Source organism: Egbenema bharatensis FJBBOT/2019 (assembly GCF_048077055.1).
GTDB classification, from domain to species: domain Bacteria; phylum Cyanobacteriota; class Cyanobacteriia; order Elainellales; family Elainellaceae; genus Egbenema; species Egbenema bharatensis.
The window spans coordinates 6,338,097-6,356,696 of the sequence record NZ_CP182236.1; the positions used below are offsets into that span (position 1 = coordinate 6,338,097).

An 18,600-nucleotide genomic window follows, 5' to 3' on the forward strand; every position below is an offset into this window, starting at 1 on the left:
GCGAAACGTGCATAAACGCTTAACAAAAGCCATCTCTTCACAACTTCCTCAACTTGTCTATTTAGGCTAGACAAACACAAGCATGATGGAGGCGGACATGAGAAGCTTCGACTACGTCATTTTGGGAGCTGGACTGGGTGGACTTTCTGCGGCGGCTTGTCTTTCCCGCCAGGGATATGAGGTTGCCGTTTTAGAAAAACACTATTTGCCCGGTGGCTGTTGCCATACTTTTGACTTTGGTGAATATCGCTTTTGTGCAGATGTGCATTACATTTCCCAATGTGGGACAGGGCAAACCATTGATCAGTTTCTCAACTATATTGAACGCAAAGTTCCGTTTAATTCCCTCGATCCAGACTGCATCGATCGCGTGATTACGCCAGAGGTTGACTTCAAAATTCCCTTAGGCTGGGAAACTCTGCGAAACCGCTTGATTGCAACCTTCCCTGAGGAGCGTCTTGCCATCGATCGCTACTGTGATGAGATTCGGCATATCCATGAAGAGGTGCATGATCTCGTCCGAGAGGTGCGCTGGTATGATCAAAAATGGTCAGACTGGTTAAAGCTCCCCAAATATTGGCACCTATTTTCCAGACGCAATTGGACATTGCAAGACCTATACGATCGGGTCGGACTCTCCCCTAAATTACAAAACCTGCTGGCCGGACAGAGTGGTGATTATGCCCTACCCCCTAACGAAATTGCCCTCCTGACCCATACTGCCCTGGTGTGGGACTACTCCGAAGGGGCCTACTATCCCAAACATCATTTCAAGCATTTGGTTGACACCATCGTAACGGCAATTACCGATCGAGGAGGCGTAGTCAAGTTTTCAACGCCTGTTTCCCACATTGAAGTGGTCGATCGCCAGGTGCAATCCATTGTGACGGCTGAGGGAGAGATTTATCAGGCGAAAAAAGCTTACATCAGCGACCTTGACCCCAAACTCACGGTGCAGTTGATGCATAATGCCTCTGCCTTACGTGCTCGTGAATCTCAGCGGTTAACGGATTACGAATATTCTGCCAGTGCCTTTAACCTATACCTTGGTTTAGATCGCCGGTTTGAGCCAGAACGCTACGGAATTGGAGCGTGGAATATCTGGTACTATCCCACAGGCAACCTCAACTGGGAATATCAAAAACAGTTGCAAGGGGATCTCAGTCATCCCTGGATTTTCCTGTCCTGCCCGACGATGAAAACCCAGGAACCAGGAATGGCTCCTCCCGGTCATCATGTTTTGGAAATTGCAACGGTTTGTCCCTACGAACCGTTTGAACAGCTTCACAAAACGGATCTAAAAGCGTACAAGGCCAAGAAGCGAGCCGTGTATCAAGAGGTGATGACCAGCGTGCGCGATTTGATCCCTGATGTAGATGCTTATACTCGCATGAAACTGTACGGCACACCGACCACAAGTGAACATTTCCTGGGACAGCCACAAGGCAATATTTATGGGGCAAAACTGATTCCCAAACAGGTGGGATTGAATCGGCTGGGCTATACCACTGAACTCCCGAATCTCTTCTTTGTGGGTGCGAGCGCAGGCTATCCTAGCGTTCCCGGCGTAATTGGTAACGGCATGGATGTAGTGGAACTCCTCACAGGGCAGGGGATCCGGCAGCAGCAGGAAAGCTCGAAGCAACTGGTAGAAGCCTGATCGAATTGCAGGTATTTATGGAAACGTTATGCCTGCCTGCCTGACGAAGATTCTGCATGGGGCGAGGTCTTCTCGCCCTTACCAGGTTTTATAGCTGTAGTCACAGTAGTTAGGACAAATTTAGAGGTAAAAGCCCCGCGCTGCGGGGCTTTTACCTTCCTAATCTCAGTGCGTAGCACTATATTAGAGGTCAGCGATTTCACCCGATGGCAGCGAAAGTTTCATCTGCAAAATCTTGCTTAACTTGGCCAGGGACTCCGAGGCGGGCAGGGTGAGTGCAGGCACCTTCGTCAGGGTTTCCACCAGTTGCACACCAGCCGTTGTACTCGTTGCAGCACCGCTAATCAAATCAGGCTGTACCCCAAACGCCTGCATCACTCCAATCACCGCATAGGGATCAGAAGCGCACAATACTGTACAGCAAATTTGCGATCGCAGTTCCTCCATCACGATCGAACCGTTGTATGGCTCAAAGGGAGAGGCCCCTGCCTCCGCTACCACCACATCGGGTTCCTCATAGGCGATCTGAGTTAAGAGCTGATGTAACGACTGGCGAAATTCATCGGCAGGAACCACCGAAGAGGGTAATCCCACATCAACAAAATCAAAAATGCGATCGGCTCCTGCATCCCCCATCATTAAAATATCCCGATAGCGACCCGCTCCCGTTAGCTTGGCTCCCACCACCTTTAACCCCATCTGTTTCAGCATGCGAATGATTACCCGCGCAGTTGTACTCTTTCCAGCAGACATGGATGTGCCAATGATCAAAATTGTGGGGCAAGTATAAGCTCTAGCCGGTAAACTGGGCACAAAGTCTTGCATACCTACCTTTCTACCCTGCCGCAGCACATGCCCCTTGTAAATCAGGGATGGAGAGGTGCCCACAAAGAACGATCGGGAGGTACTGCGCCCAAAAAATCCGGCATTCGTCAAGTCCTCCATGCATCCATCTGCCTCGATCGATTGCCAATCGCCCACCACCTCCAGCGTGGCTCGCCGCACACCAAATGCACCCACCACTCGATCGCCCTCCAGCAGTTTAGCAATCCGTCCCGTATTCAATTCCAAATAACAATTCGCACTCACCGGAGGAACCACTTGACCAACGACATAATCCCCAGTGGCCCATTGTTCCCGTGGAATAGGCTGCACAATAAAGGGACGAGTTTCCAGATCGCTAATCCGAGTTAGTGAACCGAAAAAATATTGGTTCGCCATAGTGTTCTCCCTTAAATGCTTCTCATTCAATTTGTGTTGAAACTTTGGTGACGATTTCCATTGCTTTCTAACGACTTATATCGTTCCCAGAGGTGGTTCAATTAACAATCGCGCTAAGAGTGCCGATCGCTCCACCAGCTGATCGAGATAGACACATTCACCCACCGCGTGGGCATTCTCTCCAACTGCGCCTAATCCATCGAGCGTTGGGGCAAACAAGCTGGTGGTGTTGCCATCAGAACTGCCACCTGCCGTACCTTCTTCGATCGCCATCCCCAGTTCCGAGGCAGCTTGCTGGGCCCGTTGCCAGAGTTGGATATTACCCGGCGTTTTTTCCATCGGTGGACGACCAATGCGCCCTTGAATGATCAGTTGGGTGTTGGGCGTAGTGGCTTGCAAGTTCAGAATTGCTGCTTGCAATTGGGGAATGTCTGCTTTATGCAACACTCGCACATCCACAATTGCCGTACTTTCCGGAGCAATCACATTTGACCCGATTCCACCATCGATCGTACCAACATTCACACTGATGCCCCGCTGTGGATCGTTGAGGGCAAACAGCTTCTGAATCACGAAGGATAGCTCTAGAATGGCACTGGCTCCCTTTTCCGGCTCTAATCCCGCATGGGCAGCTCGTCCCACCACGCGCACAGTGAATTGTCCCACTCCTTTCCGCTCCGTTTTCAGCCGTCCCATTGCTCCCAGCGATGGCTCCATGACAAACACACGATCGGCTCTCTGGGCCAGGCGTTCAATGTGCGGTGTAGACTCATGGCTACCAATTTCCTCATCCGAATTGACCAACCACACCGGGAGCAACTCCACCGGCAGTTCCAGAGCTTGCAAAGCTTCCAGGGCAAACAGGGTAATCACCAGACCTGCTTTCATGTCGTAGGTACCGGGCCCATAAAGTTTTCCCTGTTTCACCACTAGAGGCATCGTATCCAGCGTACCCAGGGGCCAAACGGTATCACAATGCCCCAGCAGCAGTTGCAGGGGACGAGGCTGGCTGTTGATGGATGCGAGCCGATCGCCCCGCCGAGGCACTGCGACTAAATGCCCTCCGGTTTTCCGTCCAGGAATTTGGCGCACCTGATAGGGTTGATCTTTTAATGCCGATTGCAGAAGGGTAAATACGGGCTGTTGCGCTGCTGGAACCGTGGAGGGAGACTCTGCCCGCACGAGCTGCTCCAGAAGCTCCGTCATGGCATCCTGGCGACGATGCAAGTAATCCAACAGTCGATGCTTCGTTTGCACCATCTTTCCCTCCCTCAGCGTTTGAATCCCACATGGAACGGGAAAGCCGCCCCCTGGTCAATTTGAGTGTAGTACCCCGGAGAGAGATATGCCAGCAGCGGAGCCTGTCCCAAAACATCCTGATCGTCTCGATCGGACACGCGCTGAGCCTGTTCCTGCACCTGTGCGGCAATAATCTTCCCCACAATCAAGCTATTCTGCCCAAAGCCATCCACAATTTGTTCTAGCTCGCATTCAAGATCCAGGTACGCATCTCGAAGAAATACACCGTCGATCGTTGTAGCAGGAACTGTGGGTAGGGCAGATAATGCCGGCTTAGTCTCCCCGTCGTCACACCGAGGAGTTGCAGACAGGCTGGCTAACACAACCTGATCAGGGTGGGGAAAGCTGACTGTAAATACTTTCTCTCGGCAGATATTTTGATAGGTGTGATGCCGTGGCGTACAAACAAACCCAAAGTAATTGTCCCAACCGATCGGCATGGCCATATGCTTGGGAGCCAAATCATATCCGCCTTCTAACTCCCGCGTGCCGATGACAACCAGGGGAGCCACCAAAAAAAAGTGATCCCAGATGGGCTGCTGCGAATCTAAACGAACCATATTTTTGTTCATCGATCGGGGCATGCTGCGTCCCCCCCAAACCAGAGTGCTTCTAAATCAATTTCATGAGATTGAATCTCTACTTTCATAGTACAGATTAAATCTTGTAAAAACCGATAGAGCAAACAACTCGTAATGCAAACAGCTTGCTATATAAAAAGTACCGAATAGGAAACATTTCATTGATGTAAATGGATCGATCGCCGTCCCATCTAATGCCTGAAATTGTGTTAATATATAGGTGGGATCGGAGCTTCCCAAAATATAGAACAAGCAGCAACACTCTGACCCTATAGCGCGAATAGTAAAGAGTTAGGCTGAACCAGGATCTGAAGAAGAAGCGACTATGTTGATGGGGCGACAAAGCAACGAAACCAAACCCTGGTAGTTGTTTGAGGAGGCAACTTTGGCACAAATACCAAGTAGTCACTGAGAGGAAGTTGGTGTAATGCTAAACTTCCTCTCAGTGTATTTAAAAGATGAACCACCATCGCCAAATCAGGAAACGTGAACAATCAATGTTGGCGCGATCGGATGTGAAGATTGAGCTTTCCGTTGAAGCTGCCACGCACTTCCAGAACCATGTTCAAGGGTATACGCCCCACGATGAGTGGATGAGCTACGATCGGAGTTCTGCTGCGATGAGTTAGGGGGATGAACCAGAACCTCGATCATCTTCTAACCTTGGCCTTTTGCGGAACAATGAAGAGATACTCAGGGCGCAGGATCGCAAATCTTGACCAAAGTAACTGGCTCAAGGGGCAAGCCTTTGAATATCCCACCCTCCGTTACCCTGACGAGCATACAAAAAGCGATCGTGGAGTCGGTTAGAACGCCCCTGCCAGAATTCAAATCGATTGGGTATGACCCGGTAGCCGCCCCAAAAGGACGGTAGGGGAATCTCGCGGTTAAGAAACTGCTGCTTCATCCGTTCAAATTCGACAAGCAGCATTTGGCGGGAGGAAATGACAGAGCTTTGGGGAGAACACCAGGCTCCCAGTTGGCTACCTCGGGGACGAGTGGCAAAATACTGGAGGGATTCAGCCGTCGAGATCTTAGCTGCCGTACCCGTGATTTGTACCTGTCGCTGGAGCGTGAGCCAGGGGAACAGGAGAGCAACGTGGGGATTTTCGTCAATCTGGCGAGCTTTCCGGCTTTCATAATTGGTGAAGAATACCAATCCATCTTGATCGAAATATTTCAACAGCACCGTCCGCACGAATGGTTCTCCTTGGGCAGAAACCGTTGCCAGGGTCATCGCATTGGGTTCTGGCAGTTCCGCATGACAAGCCTGCTGCAACCACAGCTCAAATTGCTTGAACGGATCCTGCTGTAAGTGTTTGCGGCTGAGTTCGGATTGAGTATATTCTTCTCGCAAGTGATGGACATCCATTTTGACCTGACCCAATTTCATCACCAAATTTCATCACCAAACATTGACGTGCTGCGCGCCTTCCTGTTTTGCCCGCACCACCACAATTTCTAAAACCTCCTGCATTATGCCAAATTCATGCCTCTTCTGTCCTCACGGTTTGAATAAAATGAGTCAGTTGGTGAAGTGCAATGTCTACATTTTGTTTGCCTATTCCTGAAAGTTGATCGCCTACTTCAAAGTTCACGCCTGGAACCATCATCCACCAGGCTTGGGGAACCTGATGATACAGGGCTTGGGTTAAGGTTAAGAGCGATCGAGGGTCAGATAAGTGTCCGATCAGGGAACTAGGAGGGGAGTCCGGGAACGATGCGAACTGAATGGGTTCAATGGAAATCTGGGGAATCGTTTGCGAATTCCGGTGCAGACTGGCATCCACAAAAATTACCCCATCAAACTGGACTAACAGGGCGGCCAGTTCAGGTGTCAGTTGGTGAACGGCGATCGTCTGTACCTGGGGAAGATGCCAGCTTTCTAATGTTTCAGCAATCTGCGGTCCGATGCCGTCATCGCTGCGCAGCGGATTGCCATAGCCAATCACCAGAATGGGAGATGAAGTACACGGTTTATCGCTGAACAGTAGAACCATTCACAGTTGTCTGACTCACGACTACGGCGGGTGGGCACTGTCCAACCTGCGAGAAATCTGATTCACATCATTCTCTACTGGTTGACTCAGATGTTTTCTCCAAAGGCATCCCTGGCAGTCACAGCATTTTGTCTGGCAGATTCCCAAATTGTGGTCAGGGCTAAATCCTGTTCAACATAGGACTGTAACCAAATATTGTTTGTGAACGGCACAGAATAGGCTTGCGCCAGGTAACGATCGCCTAACTGAAAGGTTGCCGGAATCCACAGGAGATTGCCTCGTAAATCTAAAATATTGGCTTCCCAGGAAGTGTAACAATTGCCTTCGTAGCAATAACGCCAGACGACCATTGCTTCATTGCTCTGGTTCAGGGCTGTTTGTAGGGACTGGGCCGCGGGATGGTCTACAATATTTGGGGCCATTTGGATCAGGGCGTAAAAGCGATCGTTGTATTGATTCAACTGATCGGCATAGGTGGGGTAGGACAGCATGACATTCAGGGACGTGGTGAAATAGTAAAAATCATTCACCAGGGTTTGAAGTTCTATGACAGCCTGCTGATAGTGCAATTCTCCTAATTGCTGCTGGTAGGCGATCAGGCGTGCTTGAGCGGTTCCAGAAACCGCATGGCCAGGAGGGATAGTTTCTAGCCATTGAATCGCACTCCTGAGCTGGTTTTCGGCTTCCTGGAAAGCGGCATCATCCGCAGCACCTGCCAGAACCTGATTCGCCGATTGATGCAGTTGTTCAGCCATCGCCAGGGCTGTTTCTGCTTCTGCGGCATAGGTGAACCGCTGATGAATTTCTCCTCGCTGCGTTTGATAAAGCTGTAACTCCTGTTGGGCTGCGGTATGGAAATCTGCATCTTCTGGAATGCCTCTTAACAGGGCGATCGCTTGATCCAAATTCGCTTGCAGTCTGCGCCATTCTGTCGCCGAATGCACCGTGCTGCCCGTGACTGCCATTGCTCCCTCGCTCAATTGCCTCGCTGTAAAAAAGTCTGCTGTAGCTTGGACGTTCTGAGCACAGGGCGCGAACCTTTCGAGTTGTGCCTGAGCCGTCTGGTAGCCTAAGCCAGGAACGCGAGGAACACGTTGCAATTGGGCAATTGATTCATCGACCTGGTTAGAGGCAGCGATCGCGCTGGCAGGGGAATTAATGTCCCACTCACACACTGTAGTAAGTTGCGCCTGGGCTTGCTGAATGTTCTCAGCTTGCACCTGTTGCACCCTGATCCAACCGACGGCCCCGCTGGCAGCTACACCTAGTCCCATCAGTACCAGTAAGATGGTTCTTTCATCAGGAATTTTATGACGTTGATTTTTATGATGTCGATGATGATGAGCAATAGTCATAATTGCCCTCCTGCACCCAAATAGTTTGATATTCGATCGCTTCAAGGTGAGCGTCAAGTTGGATCTTTCCAACCTGGTAAGTTCCTGAAGTAAGGATAATCCCTTAAACTTCCCCGCTCAAAGCGTTGATCAGTTAGCTGGGTATCGTCAGTATGTGCTGGCTTCAATTGATCTGCTTCACTTGGTCGAACTCGATAGATGCCTCCATCGATCGTCTTAATTTCGCAATCTTTCTGAAACCGACCCTCTTTTTGTTCTATGACACAAATTGCCTTGGGATTAATTTCTACCCATGCCCCCTCTTTGGTCTGCAATTTGATAGTTTTCATAAGCACCTCCGTCAGCCACTGAATTCAGACTTAACGGTAGCCTCTGATTTAAAGCTAGAACAAAAATGTGAGAAATTTGTGAAGCACAAATGTGAAGCACAAATGTGAAGCACAAATGTGAAGCACAAAGTTAATGCCGCCAGGTTTCGTTGACCACGGCTCCATCCGTATTCATTAATTGAATTTGTAATGGCATTTGTCCGATCGCATGGGTGGAACAACTCAAGCAGGGGTCAAAGGCGCGGATACCTGCCTCCACTCGGTTGAGCATCCCTTCAGGAATATCTGTTCCGTGGATAAAGTGGCGGGCAATTTGAGTAACAGTTCGATTCATGGCCAGATTATTTTGTCCGGTCGCAATGATTAAATTCACCTGTTGCAGCAACCCGTTTTCATCCACCTGATAATGGTGAAACAGCGTTCCCCGGGGAGCCTCACTCACCCCCACCCCCTCTCGCTGATTGATACCAGCCGCGGCCCGGAGATGGGTGGATTGTAAATCTGCATCCTCCATGAGCTGCTCAATTTTTTCGATCGCCGCCAGAATTTCAATTAACCGGGCATAGTGGTAGAAAAAGGATGAGGTGACAGTACCATTGCCTCGATCGCGGAATTCCTGAAGTTCTTGATCGGCAAGCGGTGTGCCAATGCGGGTACAGATATTCAACCGGGCCAGCGGACCCACCCGATAAATGCCGTTATCCAATTGACATTGATTCGGCTGATGGGGATAGCCCAGGGGACGATAATAGGGAAACTTCAGGTAAGACCAGGGTTCAACGGCTTCACCAATATATTCCCGATAGCGAGTCGGATCAAGGCGATCGGCAATAATATTCCCTGCACTATCCACGAATCGCAGGCATCCATCATAATGTTCCCATTCCCCCTCTGCTGTGACTAACCCCATGAACAGAGAAGGAAAATTGCCAAAGGTTTGAGCCTCCCGTTCATATTCCTTCAGCAATGGTTTAAACCGTTCCAACGCTTGACGAATTGTTGTTTTTGCTTCAGGCAGGCGATCAAGGATTTGATCCCGTTCCGTGATCGATAACGCCGATCGCACGCCACCCGGAACCGCCCAGGCGGGATGGATTTTGCGCCCTCCCAGCAACTCAATTACCTCCTGCCCAAACTGCCGCAGCCGAATCCCTCCTCGGCCAGATCCGGTTCTGCGGCCATTAAGCCAAATACATTGCGCTGTTGCGGATCACTTTCCAGACCCAGTAGCAAATCTGGGGCACTGAGATGAAAGAAGCTGAGCGCGTGGGATTGGACGATTTGGGCCAGGTTCATTAACCGACGTAATTTAACCGCAGCGGTTGGAATCGTGACCGCCAGAATTCGATCGCCCGCCTTTGCCGAGGCTAACAAATGACTGATGGGACAAATGCCACAAATCCGGGCTGTAATTCCCGGCATTTCCCAGAGGGGTCGCCCTTCACAAAATTTTTCAAACCCCCGAAATTCTGTAACATGAAACCGGGCATCAGCCACTTCACCCGCATCATCCAGATGAATGGTAATTTTGGCATGGCCTTCAATGCGCGTGACTGGATCGATCACAATTCGTTTAGACATATCATTCACAGCTTTATGCACGACAAAAGTGATCTGGAAATGGGATGTTTGGGCATGGTTTTCTCCTTAACCAAATTTAATTTGTCGGCCTTTGAGGACGGGGGTTTGACCTGCCAGGAGGGATTTTAAAACGGCCCGGATTCGATCGGCAGCAGGAGGGCAACCCGGCAGATAGATATCCACTGGCACCACTTGATGGACAGGCAGGACGCGATCGAGCAAGGGCGGTACGATTCCCGGTTCTGTGGGCAGTTGCGCTTGTAGATCAGCGGCTTCCAGGTAGGCGCGATCCAGGACGGATTTGGCCGTTCCCAGGGGATTCCGTAAAGCGGTGACATTACCCGTTACCGCACAATCACCAAAGGAAATCAGCAGGCGCGATCGGGCGCGAATGGTTTGAATCAAGCTGAGGTGATCGGCATTGGCAATGGCTCCCTCTACAAGCACTACATCCACCCCCTCCGGGTATGCCTTGGCATCCATCAAAGGGCTGTACACCAACTCCACCTGGGCGGCTAAATCGAACAGCCATTCATCCAGATCCAGGAAGGACATATGGCACCCAGAGCAGCCGCCCAACCAAACTGTCGCTAATTTCACACGAGCCATCATTTTAATTTGAGATGTTGGATTTACGATTTTGGATCGAGGAGAGACTCTCGCCGCATCCAGACGAATGGTTTAAAGCATAGCCACCATCGTTGGAGGGGCTAAGGCGTTGGCCGTTACCAGTAAAACGATCGCCATAATGAGCCATAGCAGAATCCAAAAATAGGCTTCAGGCATCCAATGACGTAACATAGCAATCACCTCCATAGGAATATTGTGCGAAAGCGGGGAGAAAACTAAGAGAAAACTAAGAGAAAACCATGAGAGAAACTTAGAACTGCCATTGCTTCTTTTGTCGTGCAGTGGCAATGAACTCAATCCGGGCCCGATCGTGTACCATCTCAGCCACGCTGGAACCTTTATGGAAGATTGCGCCAGTCGGACAGGCTTCGACACACTTGCCGCAGGATGTGCAGGTGGTGGAGTTGCCCCAGGGCTGGTTTAAATCAGTAATCACATGCGACTTTGCCCCACGACCCGCCATATCCCAGGTATGGGCCCCTTCCAGTTCATCGCACACCCGAACGCAGCGCGTACACAGAACACAGCGATTGTGATCCACTCCAAATCGATCGTGGGAAATATCCACCGGGCGATCGGGAAACTGATACTGTAACCGGACATGATCCATCCCCAGGGCGATCGCTAAGTTTTGCAACTCACAGCGACCATTGGCAACGCAAACGGAACAAATATGATTGCCTTCTGCAAATAACATTTCCACAATCATCCGGCGATACCGATGCAGCCGATCGGTGTGGGTCGCCACCTCCATGCCTTCCATCACTTTTGTGACGCAAGCAGGTTGGAGTTTATGACTGCCAGCAATTTCGACCAGACACAGCCGACATGCCCCCACCTCAGATATCCCCTCCAAATAGCAGAGAGTTGGAATAGCAATCCCTGCCTCGCGGGCTGCATCCAAAATGGTGTCTTCCTCGCGGGCACTGACAAGCTGATGATTAATGGTGAGCGTTTTGACTGCCATCAGGTGTTTCTCCAAGCTGAATCAGATTCAGGTATTCCTCTCGAAAGTATCGCAACGTGCTAATGACGGGATTCGGTGCAGACTGTCCCAACCCACACAGGCTGGTGTGCTTCACCATGTCACACAATTCTTCCAGTAATTCCAGATCTGCTGATTTGGCCTGCCCCTGACAAATTCGGGTGAGCAATTGATACATCTGCACCGTTCCTACCCGACAGGGAATGCATTTGCCGCAGGATTCCTCCATGCAAAATTCCATAAAGAACCGAGCCACATCCACCATGTTGGTACTCCGATCCATGACAATCATGCCGCCGGATCCCATCATGGAACCTAGCTCCACCAGCGAATCATAATCGACGGGCGTATCTAGATGATCCGCAGGAATGCACCCCCCCAATGGCCCCCCGTCTGCACCGCTTTGACTGATCCCGTGGGTGATCCACCGCCCATTTCTTCGACAATCTGCCGCAGGGTCGTCCCCATGGGCACTTCCAGCAGTCCGGTATAGCGAATGTGTCCGGTTAGCGAAAAGACTTTGGTGCCCTTACTGTTTTCCGTACCGATGCTGGCAAACCAGTCAGCCCCATTCCGCAGAATCGCAGGCACGTTGGCCAAGGTTTCAACGTTGTTAATGAGCGTTGGCGCACCCCATAGTCCTGCCTCTGCGGGATAGGGCGGGCGAGGACGGGGCAACCCACGCTGCCCCTGAATTGAGGCCATCAGAGCTGTTTCTTCACCACAGACATAAGCTCCTGCCCCCACCCGCAGATCCACTCGAAAGTCAAACGGAGAACCAAAAATTTGCCCTCCCAGCAACCCCAACCGTCGGGCTTGTTCGATCGCCGTTTGCAAGCGAGCAATAGCCAGGGGATATTCTGCCCGCACGTAGATGTATCCCTGATTCGCTCCCACCGCATAGGCTGCGATCGCCATTCCCTCCAACACACGATGGGGATCACTCTCCATCACACTCCGATCCATGAATGCACCCAGGTCGCCCTCATCGGCATTGCAGATCACAAACTTCTGCGATCGCCCACTGCCTGGACTGGGAAAAGCCGCCTTCGCCACCGTAGCCCACTTTAACCCGGTGGGATAGCCCGCCCCGCCCCTACCCCGCAAGCCGCTACGAGTGATGGCATCCACAATATCAGCGGGAGTCATTTCATGCAGTGCAGTGTAAAGAGCCTGATACCCGCCCACCGCAATGTAAGCCTCGATCCGTTCCGGATCAATCCGGCCGCTATTTTCCCGGACAATGCAGAGCTGCCGAGTAAAGAAGGGATGATTCAGGTTGGCAGGACGAGCCGATACCCCCTGATGCTCCGACAACGGGCTTTGTTGAACCACTTCAGCAATGATCGCTGGCGCATCACCCGGAGCCACCCCCTGATACAACCCACCGTCCGGCCAAACCCGAACCATCGGCCCTTGTCCACAGCAACCCAAACAGCCCACCCGCTGCACCTGAACCCGATCGCCCACCTTTGCCTGATCCACGGCTGCCTCCAGCCCTTGATGCACCGCCAGCGAATTCACCGCCAGACACCCAGCCGCCTGACAACAACCAATCTGAATCGGCTTTTGCTCCCGCCGATACCGATCGCCAATTTCCACCAATTCCACCCAGTCCATAACCCACTCCCTCCTCCCCTTCCCCACTCACTCCTACTCCCCACTCCTCACTCCTCCCTACTCCCCACTCCCCACTCCTCACTCCCTACTCACTCACTCCTCCCTACTCCCCACTCCCCACTCCTCACTCCCCACTCACTCACTCCTCCCTACTCCCCACTCCCCACTCCTCACTCCTCACTCCTCACTCCCTACGCCCTACTTCCCCCAACCACTCTTCCACCTTTCTCCTCACACCCTCTACCGTTTGATACCCCTCCACCACATCATCCAAAACGATCGCTGGGGCAATACCACAAGCTCCCAGACAGCGAGCCGTTTGCAAAGTCAGTTGTCCGTCAGCCGTTGTTTGCTCTGGATGAATGTTTACCTGTTGTTCCACCGTTTCTAATAATGCTGCTGCTCCTTTGACGTAACAGGCTGTGCCCATGCAAACAACACAAGTATGTACACCTTGAGGATGCAGCGTGAAGAAATGATAGAACGTTGCAACTCCATAAACATGACTCAGGGGAAGTTTTAATTGATGGGCAATGTAAAGTAATACGTCATCCTTCAGGTAGCCAAATAGAGCCTGGGCAGTATGCAAAATTTCAATCAGCGCATCCTGTTGATACTGATGGCGTTTCAGGGTAGCTTCCAGCAGCCGAAAACGCTGGTCACCCCTGGAATACGGAGGCGCGTTTCGGAGATGGTTCGGGCGATGATTGACGATCGGGTGCATATCGTTTCACCTCTGCCGTAATCGCAGATCGGCTGACTGATTTTTTAAATAGAAACTTCCAACGCTCCTGGAAACTAAAAATTCTTCCAGAGAGGTCTGATTTTGATCAGCTAATTTTGATCAGGTTGTATCGGCTCTAGCTTCAATGTACTGAACAAAGTTGAGGAAATTGTGAGCCAGGCAGATCCATCGCTAAAGGCATATAATCTTGCTAAAAGCATATAATCATAGACAAAGTCATCGGACAAAGTCATCTGCACTCATCGCTTCATCGTTGGTTTTGAACATTGCAGTTTAACGGCACTGTTTTGCCGGAGGTCGGAATGAAATTTCAATCCATTCCTATTCAAATGCCCGAAGGGAGTAATGTGATTTTGGGACAGTCCCACTTCATTAAAACCGTAGAAGATCTTTACGAAATTATGAAAGGCATTTCACCCCAGCCAAATTTGGGATTGCGTTTTGTGAAGCTTCAGGGCCCTGTTTAATTCGGGTAACAGGAAATGATCAAAATCTACAAACCGTTGCAACTCACAATGCAAAAACGATCGCAGCAGGACACAGTTTTATCATCGTGATGCAGGAGGCTTATCCGATTAATGTGCTGAATGCCGTCAAGCAATGCCCAGAAGTGTGCCATATCTATTGCGCCACAGCAAATCCGGTGGAGGTTCTCATTGCTGAAACGGAACAAGGACGAGGCATTTTAGGGGTAGTTGACGGCTTTTCACCCAAGGGGGTTGAAACGGAAGAGGATGTTAAGGCTCGTCACCAATTCCTGCGGCAAATTGGCTACAAGCTCTAGATCGATCGCACAAGTTATCGCACAAGTTGCGGTTTAGGAGACACCAGCCAAAACGGCCCCGTTTCTGTACAACTGTCGTCATTGTTTGTGTCATAAAACACCATGCTTTCGGAATCAGCCAGGACAAGGGATTCTCCCAAAAGCGTGAAGGCGATAAATGGCTCAAGATATTCCACAGTGGGTGAATAAATGCAGCTTGGCAAAACTTTCTCGACAAAGTATTGGTAGCCCACTTCTTCGATCGTGTTGTAGTAACGGATCACCAAGTCGCTAAATGCTTTGTTTGGGAAAGCCTCCTGAATTCGCTGTTGAATGGTTGCGGGCAAGGACTGAGTCGAACTGACTAATGTACCGGTTTCCATGATCATTCTCCTATTGCTTACAAATAACTAAGAATCTGCCCGAAAACCCGTCCGAGTATTGGGATTCCAAAACCTCCAGTGAGTTTTCGGATAGGCATTAAGCATGCACTTCACCCTGGGGTAAAATAGCTCCTGTCAGTGCGACCTCGCTGATATCCGTTGCTTCCATATTGGCTCCCTTTAAATTGGCCTCACACAGATTGGCATCACACAAATCCGCCCCCCTTAAATTGGCATCCTGGAGATTGACTCTCCACAGCTTCGCACCACACATTTTGGCCCCTGACAGATTTGCCCCCCTCAAATTGGTTTCAGCACAGCAGGTCAGATGCAGCAGGGTATCGCTCAGGTCAGCATTTACCAGAGATGCGCCACTCAAATCTGCTTCAGTCAAGTTGGCAAATTGTAGTATGGCTCGATCGAGATTGGCCCCACTCAAGAACGCCGCAAACAAATTAGCTTGAGAAAAATTGGCTCCAGATAAATCTGCTTCACTGAAATTCGTAGTATTCAGAACTGCATTGGTAAAGTTTGCCCCTGGAAGGTGCGATCGGGAAAAATCTACTCCGCTTAAATAGGTTCCCCTCAGATCCATTCCAGTTAAACAGATGCCACTAAAGTCTCTTTCCCCTAAGGCATAGCGTCTGAGCAATTCATGGGTATCCATATCGGCCACCTCCCTTAATTTGTCTGAACTGACTCGGCAAGCAAGATGCCCACCCCCCCAAAAGTTCTGATTCATTGAATGCGCACTCCTAAGTCATGGGGACTTGGATGTAAATAGCTCTTAAACCACTGGCTGGCAAGCTCTGCCACCTGTTCTAATGCCCCCGCTTCTTCAAATAAATGGGTTGCACCAGGAACAATTTCTAACCGTCGTTCAACCGCCTGATCCAGCAAGTCTAGTGCTTCTTCATTCATGGCGATGACCGGAAAATCATTGCCGCCCACAATCAGCAAAGTAGCCGCCTGGACACGGGCTAGGGCTGAACCCACCAGATCAGGTCGCCCTCCCCGAGAGACGATCGCCTTCACCTGCTCCGGACGTTTGGTTGCAGCAATCAGAGCTGCGGCACTGCCAGTACTTGCCCCAAAGTAACCAACGCTGAGGGATTGGGTGAAGCGATGCTGGCATAGCCAATCCGTTGCGCCCACCAGTCGTTTTGCTAATAAACTAATGTCAAACCGCAATAGCCGCGTGCGCTGATCAAATGCTTCTTCCTGAACAGTTAACAAATCCAACAGCAATGTAGCAAATCCTGCCTGCTGAAGCACACTGGCAACATAGCGATTGCGTAGGCTGTGTCGGCTGCTGCCACTGCCGTGGGCAAACAAAACAACCCCCTGGGCATTCATGGGAATTGCTAGGTTGCCCTCTAGTTTCACCGAATCTGCGGAAACTAAAACGGCACTTTCTGGGATGGGATCAGTAGATAATTTCATATCCTTTCTATGTGTCCTTTCTAGGCCAGAGCAGCAGGGCTGTAACTGCTTGAGGTTGAGTCAGCCAGTAGTTTGCGTACTGTTTCATCTGTGGTTTGCGAGAAGTCTTCGTACCACAAACCGATCGCATAGAACGGTTCGGGAGTGAGTAGGCACACCACTTCATCCGCTTCAGACTTCAAGGCATCGCACGTTTCGCTTGGGGCCACCGGAACGCCAACAATGAGATAGGCCGGTTTTTGCGCATCAAGAACAGAGATCGCGGCCCGCATGGTTGCCCCTGTAGCAATGCCATCATCCACCAAAATGACAATTCGATCGCGGATATCTGGTGGCGGCCGATCGCCCCGATAGGCTCGATCGCGCCGTTGCAATTCTCGTAGCTCTCGATTCGCCACTTCATCAATCACCTTGCCTGCAATGCCAAGCCAGCCCACTACGTCATAGTTCAATACCCTGACCCCGCCAGATGCGATCGCCCCCATCGCCAATTCCTTGTGTCCTGGAACGCCCAGCTTTCGTACCAGACAAATATCCAAAGGAAGATTCAGTGCTTTAGCTACTTCGTAGGCAACCGGAACCCCACCGCGCGGAAGCCCCAACACCAGAACATCCGGGCGATCGGCATAGGGCTTGAATCGGGCGGCCAACTGTTTTCCTGCTTCGGTGCGGTTTTGAAATCGAGCGTAGTGAGTGCGCATTGGAATCACCTCCAATTTTTCCCTTTCTCTGGTGAGAGGCGTTATGGCATTACCTCCGCCTATGCCTGCCCCGTCAGATGTTTCCAGGCAGAATCCAGTGCTAACCTGGCCCGCTGGCTGGAGCGGCTAATATTTTGCTGCAAATTCTCCCATTGCCCATGTAAATAATGTGTTGCTTCCTGTAGGGCATGGCGATCGTAGTGACCCGCTGTTGCCATCTCATCACTGACTTCCTTAATCTTGACCCGTACCACTTCGGGGTGATCGTTTGGGGCAAGGAGATGATCAATCCGATCGCGCATCATCTGCACCAGATGTTGCACCTGTTGAGATTTTTCGCTCAAGAAGTCTCGTAATCCTTCAGATTCAGGTTTGAGTCGTTCTTGTGCCCCGTCCTGGATGATGAGGGATTCAGCCGTCATTCCGGCAACATCTTTAGAAGACAATACTGCCGATTCACCCACGGACTCGGCGATTTCTCCTGCCAGAATGTAAGCCACAATTTCACCCGTGTGCCAATCAAACAGAAAATCCTTGACCCATCCCAGGGGTTCTCCCATCACCGATCGCACTGTGAGTTGATCAAGATGATAGATATTCTCAGGTTCATCTACCATCAGCCGTCCGTAGCTGGAGAGGGCTTGATAGCTGATCCCAGAAACCTGCTCCAGGGGGAGATAACCAAATATGCCAGACAAGTAGGCAACCTTTCCTGACTCATCCAGCCAAACCTCCTCCAGTTGCCCCAGATGCGCGATCGTTGGACTATCTATCGCCAGTAAACCCTGAATTTGACTGCGTCGTACCACGTTGAGCATCTTAAACCTCCTGTCGCATGGGGTAGAGTTGAGGGCAAATGAATCCTACACCCACCGAATCGATCGTCCAGAACCTGTTCAGCCTGTTGTCGCACCACAAATCTCGCCCGAGGTCATGGGTGCTGTAGGATCAGGGGAGAAATTTCATCCCCCCTAGTTGATTGCGACCTTCACCGCTTTGTGTTGTTCGGCTTCCACCTTTGGTAACGTTAGAGTTAACATTCCGTTCTTACCTTCAGCCTTTACCTTGAATGAATGGTCTAGGGTGCGTCCTCCCATAGCTGAAGCACTTCCCGCCGAATGACAACTTGAGTTGAGGCTGATCTCAATCGATGCGGTGGCTTCGGGCTGGGGGACCATTTCGATCGTTTGTTTTTCTTAGGCGGAATATCGGGTTGCTGCATCATGCAACTATCCGCTACAACATCAGTCATTGGACTCACCTCCCATCCTGAATTCTAGGCAAAAGATATGAGGATTTTGTGA

18 protein-coding genes and 3 pseudogenes are annotated in these 18,600 nt (G+C 50.8%); 3 read left to right on the forward strand and 18 right to left on the reverse strand.

Features of this window, described 5'->3' with window-relative positions:
• The first annotated feature begins 97 nt into the window (after nt 1-97).
• Complete coding sequence (locus ACM1PF_RS29530; RefSeq protein ID WP_416669872.1) at nt 98-1,660, forward strand: phytoene desaturase family protein; 1,563 nt, start codon at nt 98-100, stop codon at nt 1,658-1,660.
• A 183-nt stretch (nt 1,661-1,843) separates the two neighbouring features.
• Here ACM1PF_RS29530 and ACM1PF_RS29535 read toward each other — a convergent pair whose 3' ends face one another.
• The 3 genes from ACM1PF_RS29535 to ACM1PF_RS29545 all read right to left on the reverse strand — a co-directional run bounded on the left by ACM1PF_RS29535 (nt 1,844) and on the right by ACM1PF_RS29545 (nt 4,740).
• Nucleotides 1,844-2,881, reverse strand: coding sequence for a hypothetical protein (locus ACM1PF_RS29535; protein WP_416669873.1), 1,038 nt, complete (start codon nt 2,879-2,881; stop codon nt 1,844-1,846).
• 75 nt (nt 2,882-2,956) lie between these two features.
• On the reverse strand, nt 2,957-4,141 hold the full coding sequence (locus ACM1PF_RS29540) for a M20 family metallopeptidase (protein WP_416669875.1): 1,185 nt from the start codon (nt 4,139-4,141) through the stop codon (nt 2,957-2,959).
• 11 nt (nt 4,142-4,152) lie between these two features.
• Nucleotides 4,153-4,740: a flavin reductase family protein gene (locus ACM1PF_RS29545; RefSeq protein WP_416669877.1), complete on the reverse strand. Its 588-nt coding sequence runs from the start codon at nt 4,738-4,740 to the stop codon at nt 4,153-4,155.
• A 479-nt stretch (nt 4,741-5,219) separates the two neighbouring features.
• Here ACM1PF_RS29545 and ACM1PF_RS29550 point away from each other — a divergent pair, with 479 nt between their 5' ends.
• Nucleotides 5,220-5,390: a hypothetical protein gene (locus tag ACM1PF_RS29550; protein ID WP_416669879.1), complete on the forward strand. Its 171-nt coding sequence runs from the start codon at nt 5,220-5,222 to the stop codon at nt 5,388-5,390.
• Nucleotides 5,391-5,494: 104 nt separating this feature from the next.
• Here the strand turns inward: ACM1PF_RS29550 and pdxH are convergent, their stop codons facing one another.
• The 9 genes and pseudogenes from pdxH to hoxE form a co-directional block, all read right to left on the reverse strand.
• Nucleotides 5,495-6,133 (reverse strand): pyridoxamine 5'-phosphate oxidase, encoded by a 639-nt coding sequence (pdxH, locus tag ACM1PF_RS29555; RefSeq protein WP_416676853.1) that lies wholly within the window; start codon nt 6,131-6,133, stop codon nt 5,495-5,497.
• A 115-nt stretch (nt 6,134-6,248) separates the two neighbouring features.
• The gene (locus ACM1PF_RS29560; protein WP_416669881.1) at nt 6,249-6,761 is read right to left on the reverse strand and encodes a hydrogenase maturation protease; all 513 of its coding nucleotides are present in this window, start codon (nt 6,759-6,761) and stop codon (nt 6,249-6,251) included.
• Nucleotides 6,762-6,847: 86 nt separating this feature from the next.
• Entirely contained in the window at nt 6,848-8,116 is a 1,269-nt protein-coding gene (locus tag ACM1PF_RS29565) for a hypothetical protein (RefSeq protein WP_416669882.1), read from the reverse strand.
• Between the two features lie 53 nt (nt 8,117-8,169).
• Entirely contained in the window at nt 8,170-8,445 is a 276-nt protein-coding gene (locus ACM1PF_RS29570; RefSeq protein ID WP_416669884.1) for a hypothetical protein, read from the reverse strand.
• 130 nt (nt 8,446-8,575) lie between these two features.
• Nucleotides 8,576-10,026: pseudogene (locus ACM1PF_RS29575) on the reverse strand (Ni/Fe hydrogenase subunit alpha).
• A 66-nt stretch (nt 10,027-10,092) separates the two neighbouring features.
• On the reverse strand, nt 10,093-10,635 hold the full coding sequence (locus ACM1PF_RS29580) for an oxidoreductase (RefSeq protein WP_416676855.1): 543 nt from the start codon (nt 10,633-10,635) through the stop codon (nt 10,093-10,095).
• Between the two features lie 271 nt (nt 10,636-10,906).
• The gene (gene hoxU / locus ACM1PF_RS29585; protein WP_416669886.1) at nt 10,907-11,623 is read right to left on the reverse strand and encodes a bidirectional hydrogenase complex protein HoxU; all 717 of its coding nucleotides are present in this window, start codon (nt 11,621-11,623) and stop codon (nt 10,907-10,909) included.
• Nucleotides 11,598-13,261 (reverse strand): annotated as a pseudogene (locus ACM1PF_RS29590) (NADH-ubiquinone oxidoreductase-F iron-sulfur binding region domain-containing protein). The gene hoxU and the pseudogene ACM1PF_RS29590 overlap by 26 nt, the downstream one beginning before the upstream one ends.
• A 184-nt stretch (nt 13,262-13,445) precedes the next feature.
• Nucleotides 13,446-13,985, reverse strand: coding sequence for a bidirectional hydrogenase complex protein HoxE (hoxE, locus tag ACM1PF_RS29595; protein ID WP_416669888.1), 540 nt, complete (start codon nt 13,983-13,985; stop codon nt 13,446-13,448).
• A gap of 323 nt (nt 13,986-14,308) precedes the next feature.
• Here hoxE and ACM1PF_RS29600 point away from each other — a divergent pair.
• Nucleotides 14,309-14,790 (forward strand): annotated as a pseudogene (locus ACM1PF_RS29600) (adenosine-specific kinase).
• 14 nt (nt 14,791-14,804) lie between these two features.
• On the opposite strand, the gene ACM1PF_RS29605 reads toward ACM1PF_RS29600, so the two are convergent.
• The 6 genes from ACM1PF_RS29605 to ACM1PF_RS29630 form a co-directional block, all read right to left on the reverse strand.
• The gene (locus tag ACM1PF_RS29605) at nt 14,805-15,152 is read right to left on the reverse strand and encodes a hypothetical protein (RefSeq protein WP_416669889.1); all 348 of its coding nucleotides are present in this window, start codon (nt 15,150-15,152) and stop codon (nt 14,805-14,807) included.
• Nucleotides 15,153-15,249: 97 nt separating this feature from the next.
• The gene (locus tag ACM1PF_RS29610) at nt 15,250-15,894 is read right to left on the reverse strand and encodes a pentapeptide repeat-containing protein (RefSeq protein ID WP_416669891.1); all 645 of its coding nucleotides are present in this window, start codon (nt 15,892-15,894) and stop codon (nt 15,250-15,252) included.
• On the reverse strand, nt 15,891-16,595 hold the full coding sequence (locus ACM1PF_RS29615; RefSeq protein WP_416669893.1) for a dienelactone hydrolase family protein: 705 nt from the start codon (nt 16,593-16,595) through the stop codon (nt 15,891-15,893). Before ACM1PF_RS29615 ends, ACM1PF_RS29610 begins: the two co-directional genes overlap by 4 nt.
• Before the next feature lie 20 nt (nt 16,596-16,615).
• Entirely contained in the window at nt 16,616-17,296 is a 681-nt protein-coding gene (locus tag ACM1PF_RS29620; RefSeq protein ID WP_416669894.1) for a phosphoribosyltransferase, read from the reverse strand.
• Between the two features lie 59 nt (nt 17,297-17,355).
• Entirely contained in the window at nt 17,356-18,114 is a 759-nt protein-coding gene (locus ACM1PF_RS29625) for a photosystem reaction center subunit H (protein WP_416669896.1), read from the reverse strand.
• Nucleotides 18,115-18,374: 260 nt separating this feature from the next.
• Nucleotides 18,375-18,548: a hypothetical protein gene (locus tag ACM1PF_RS29630; RefSeq protein ID WP_416669898.1), complete on the reverse strand. Its 174-nt coding sequence runs from the start codon at nt 18,546-18,548 to the stop codon at nt 18,375-18,377.
• Nucleotides 18,549-18,600: the final 52 nt, after the last annotated feature.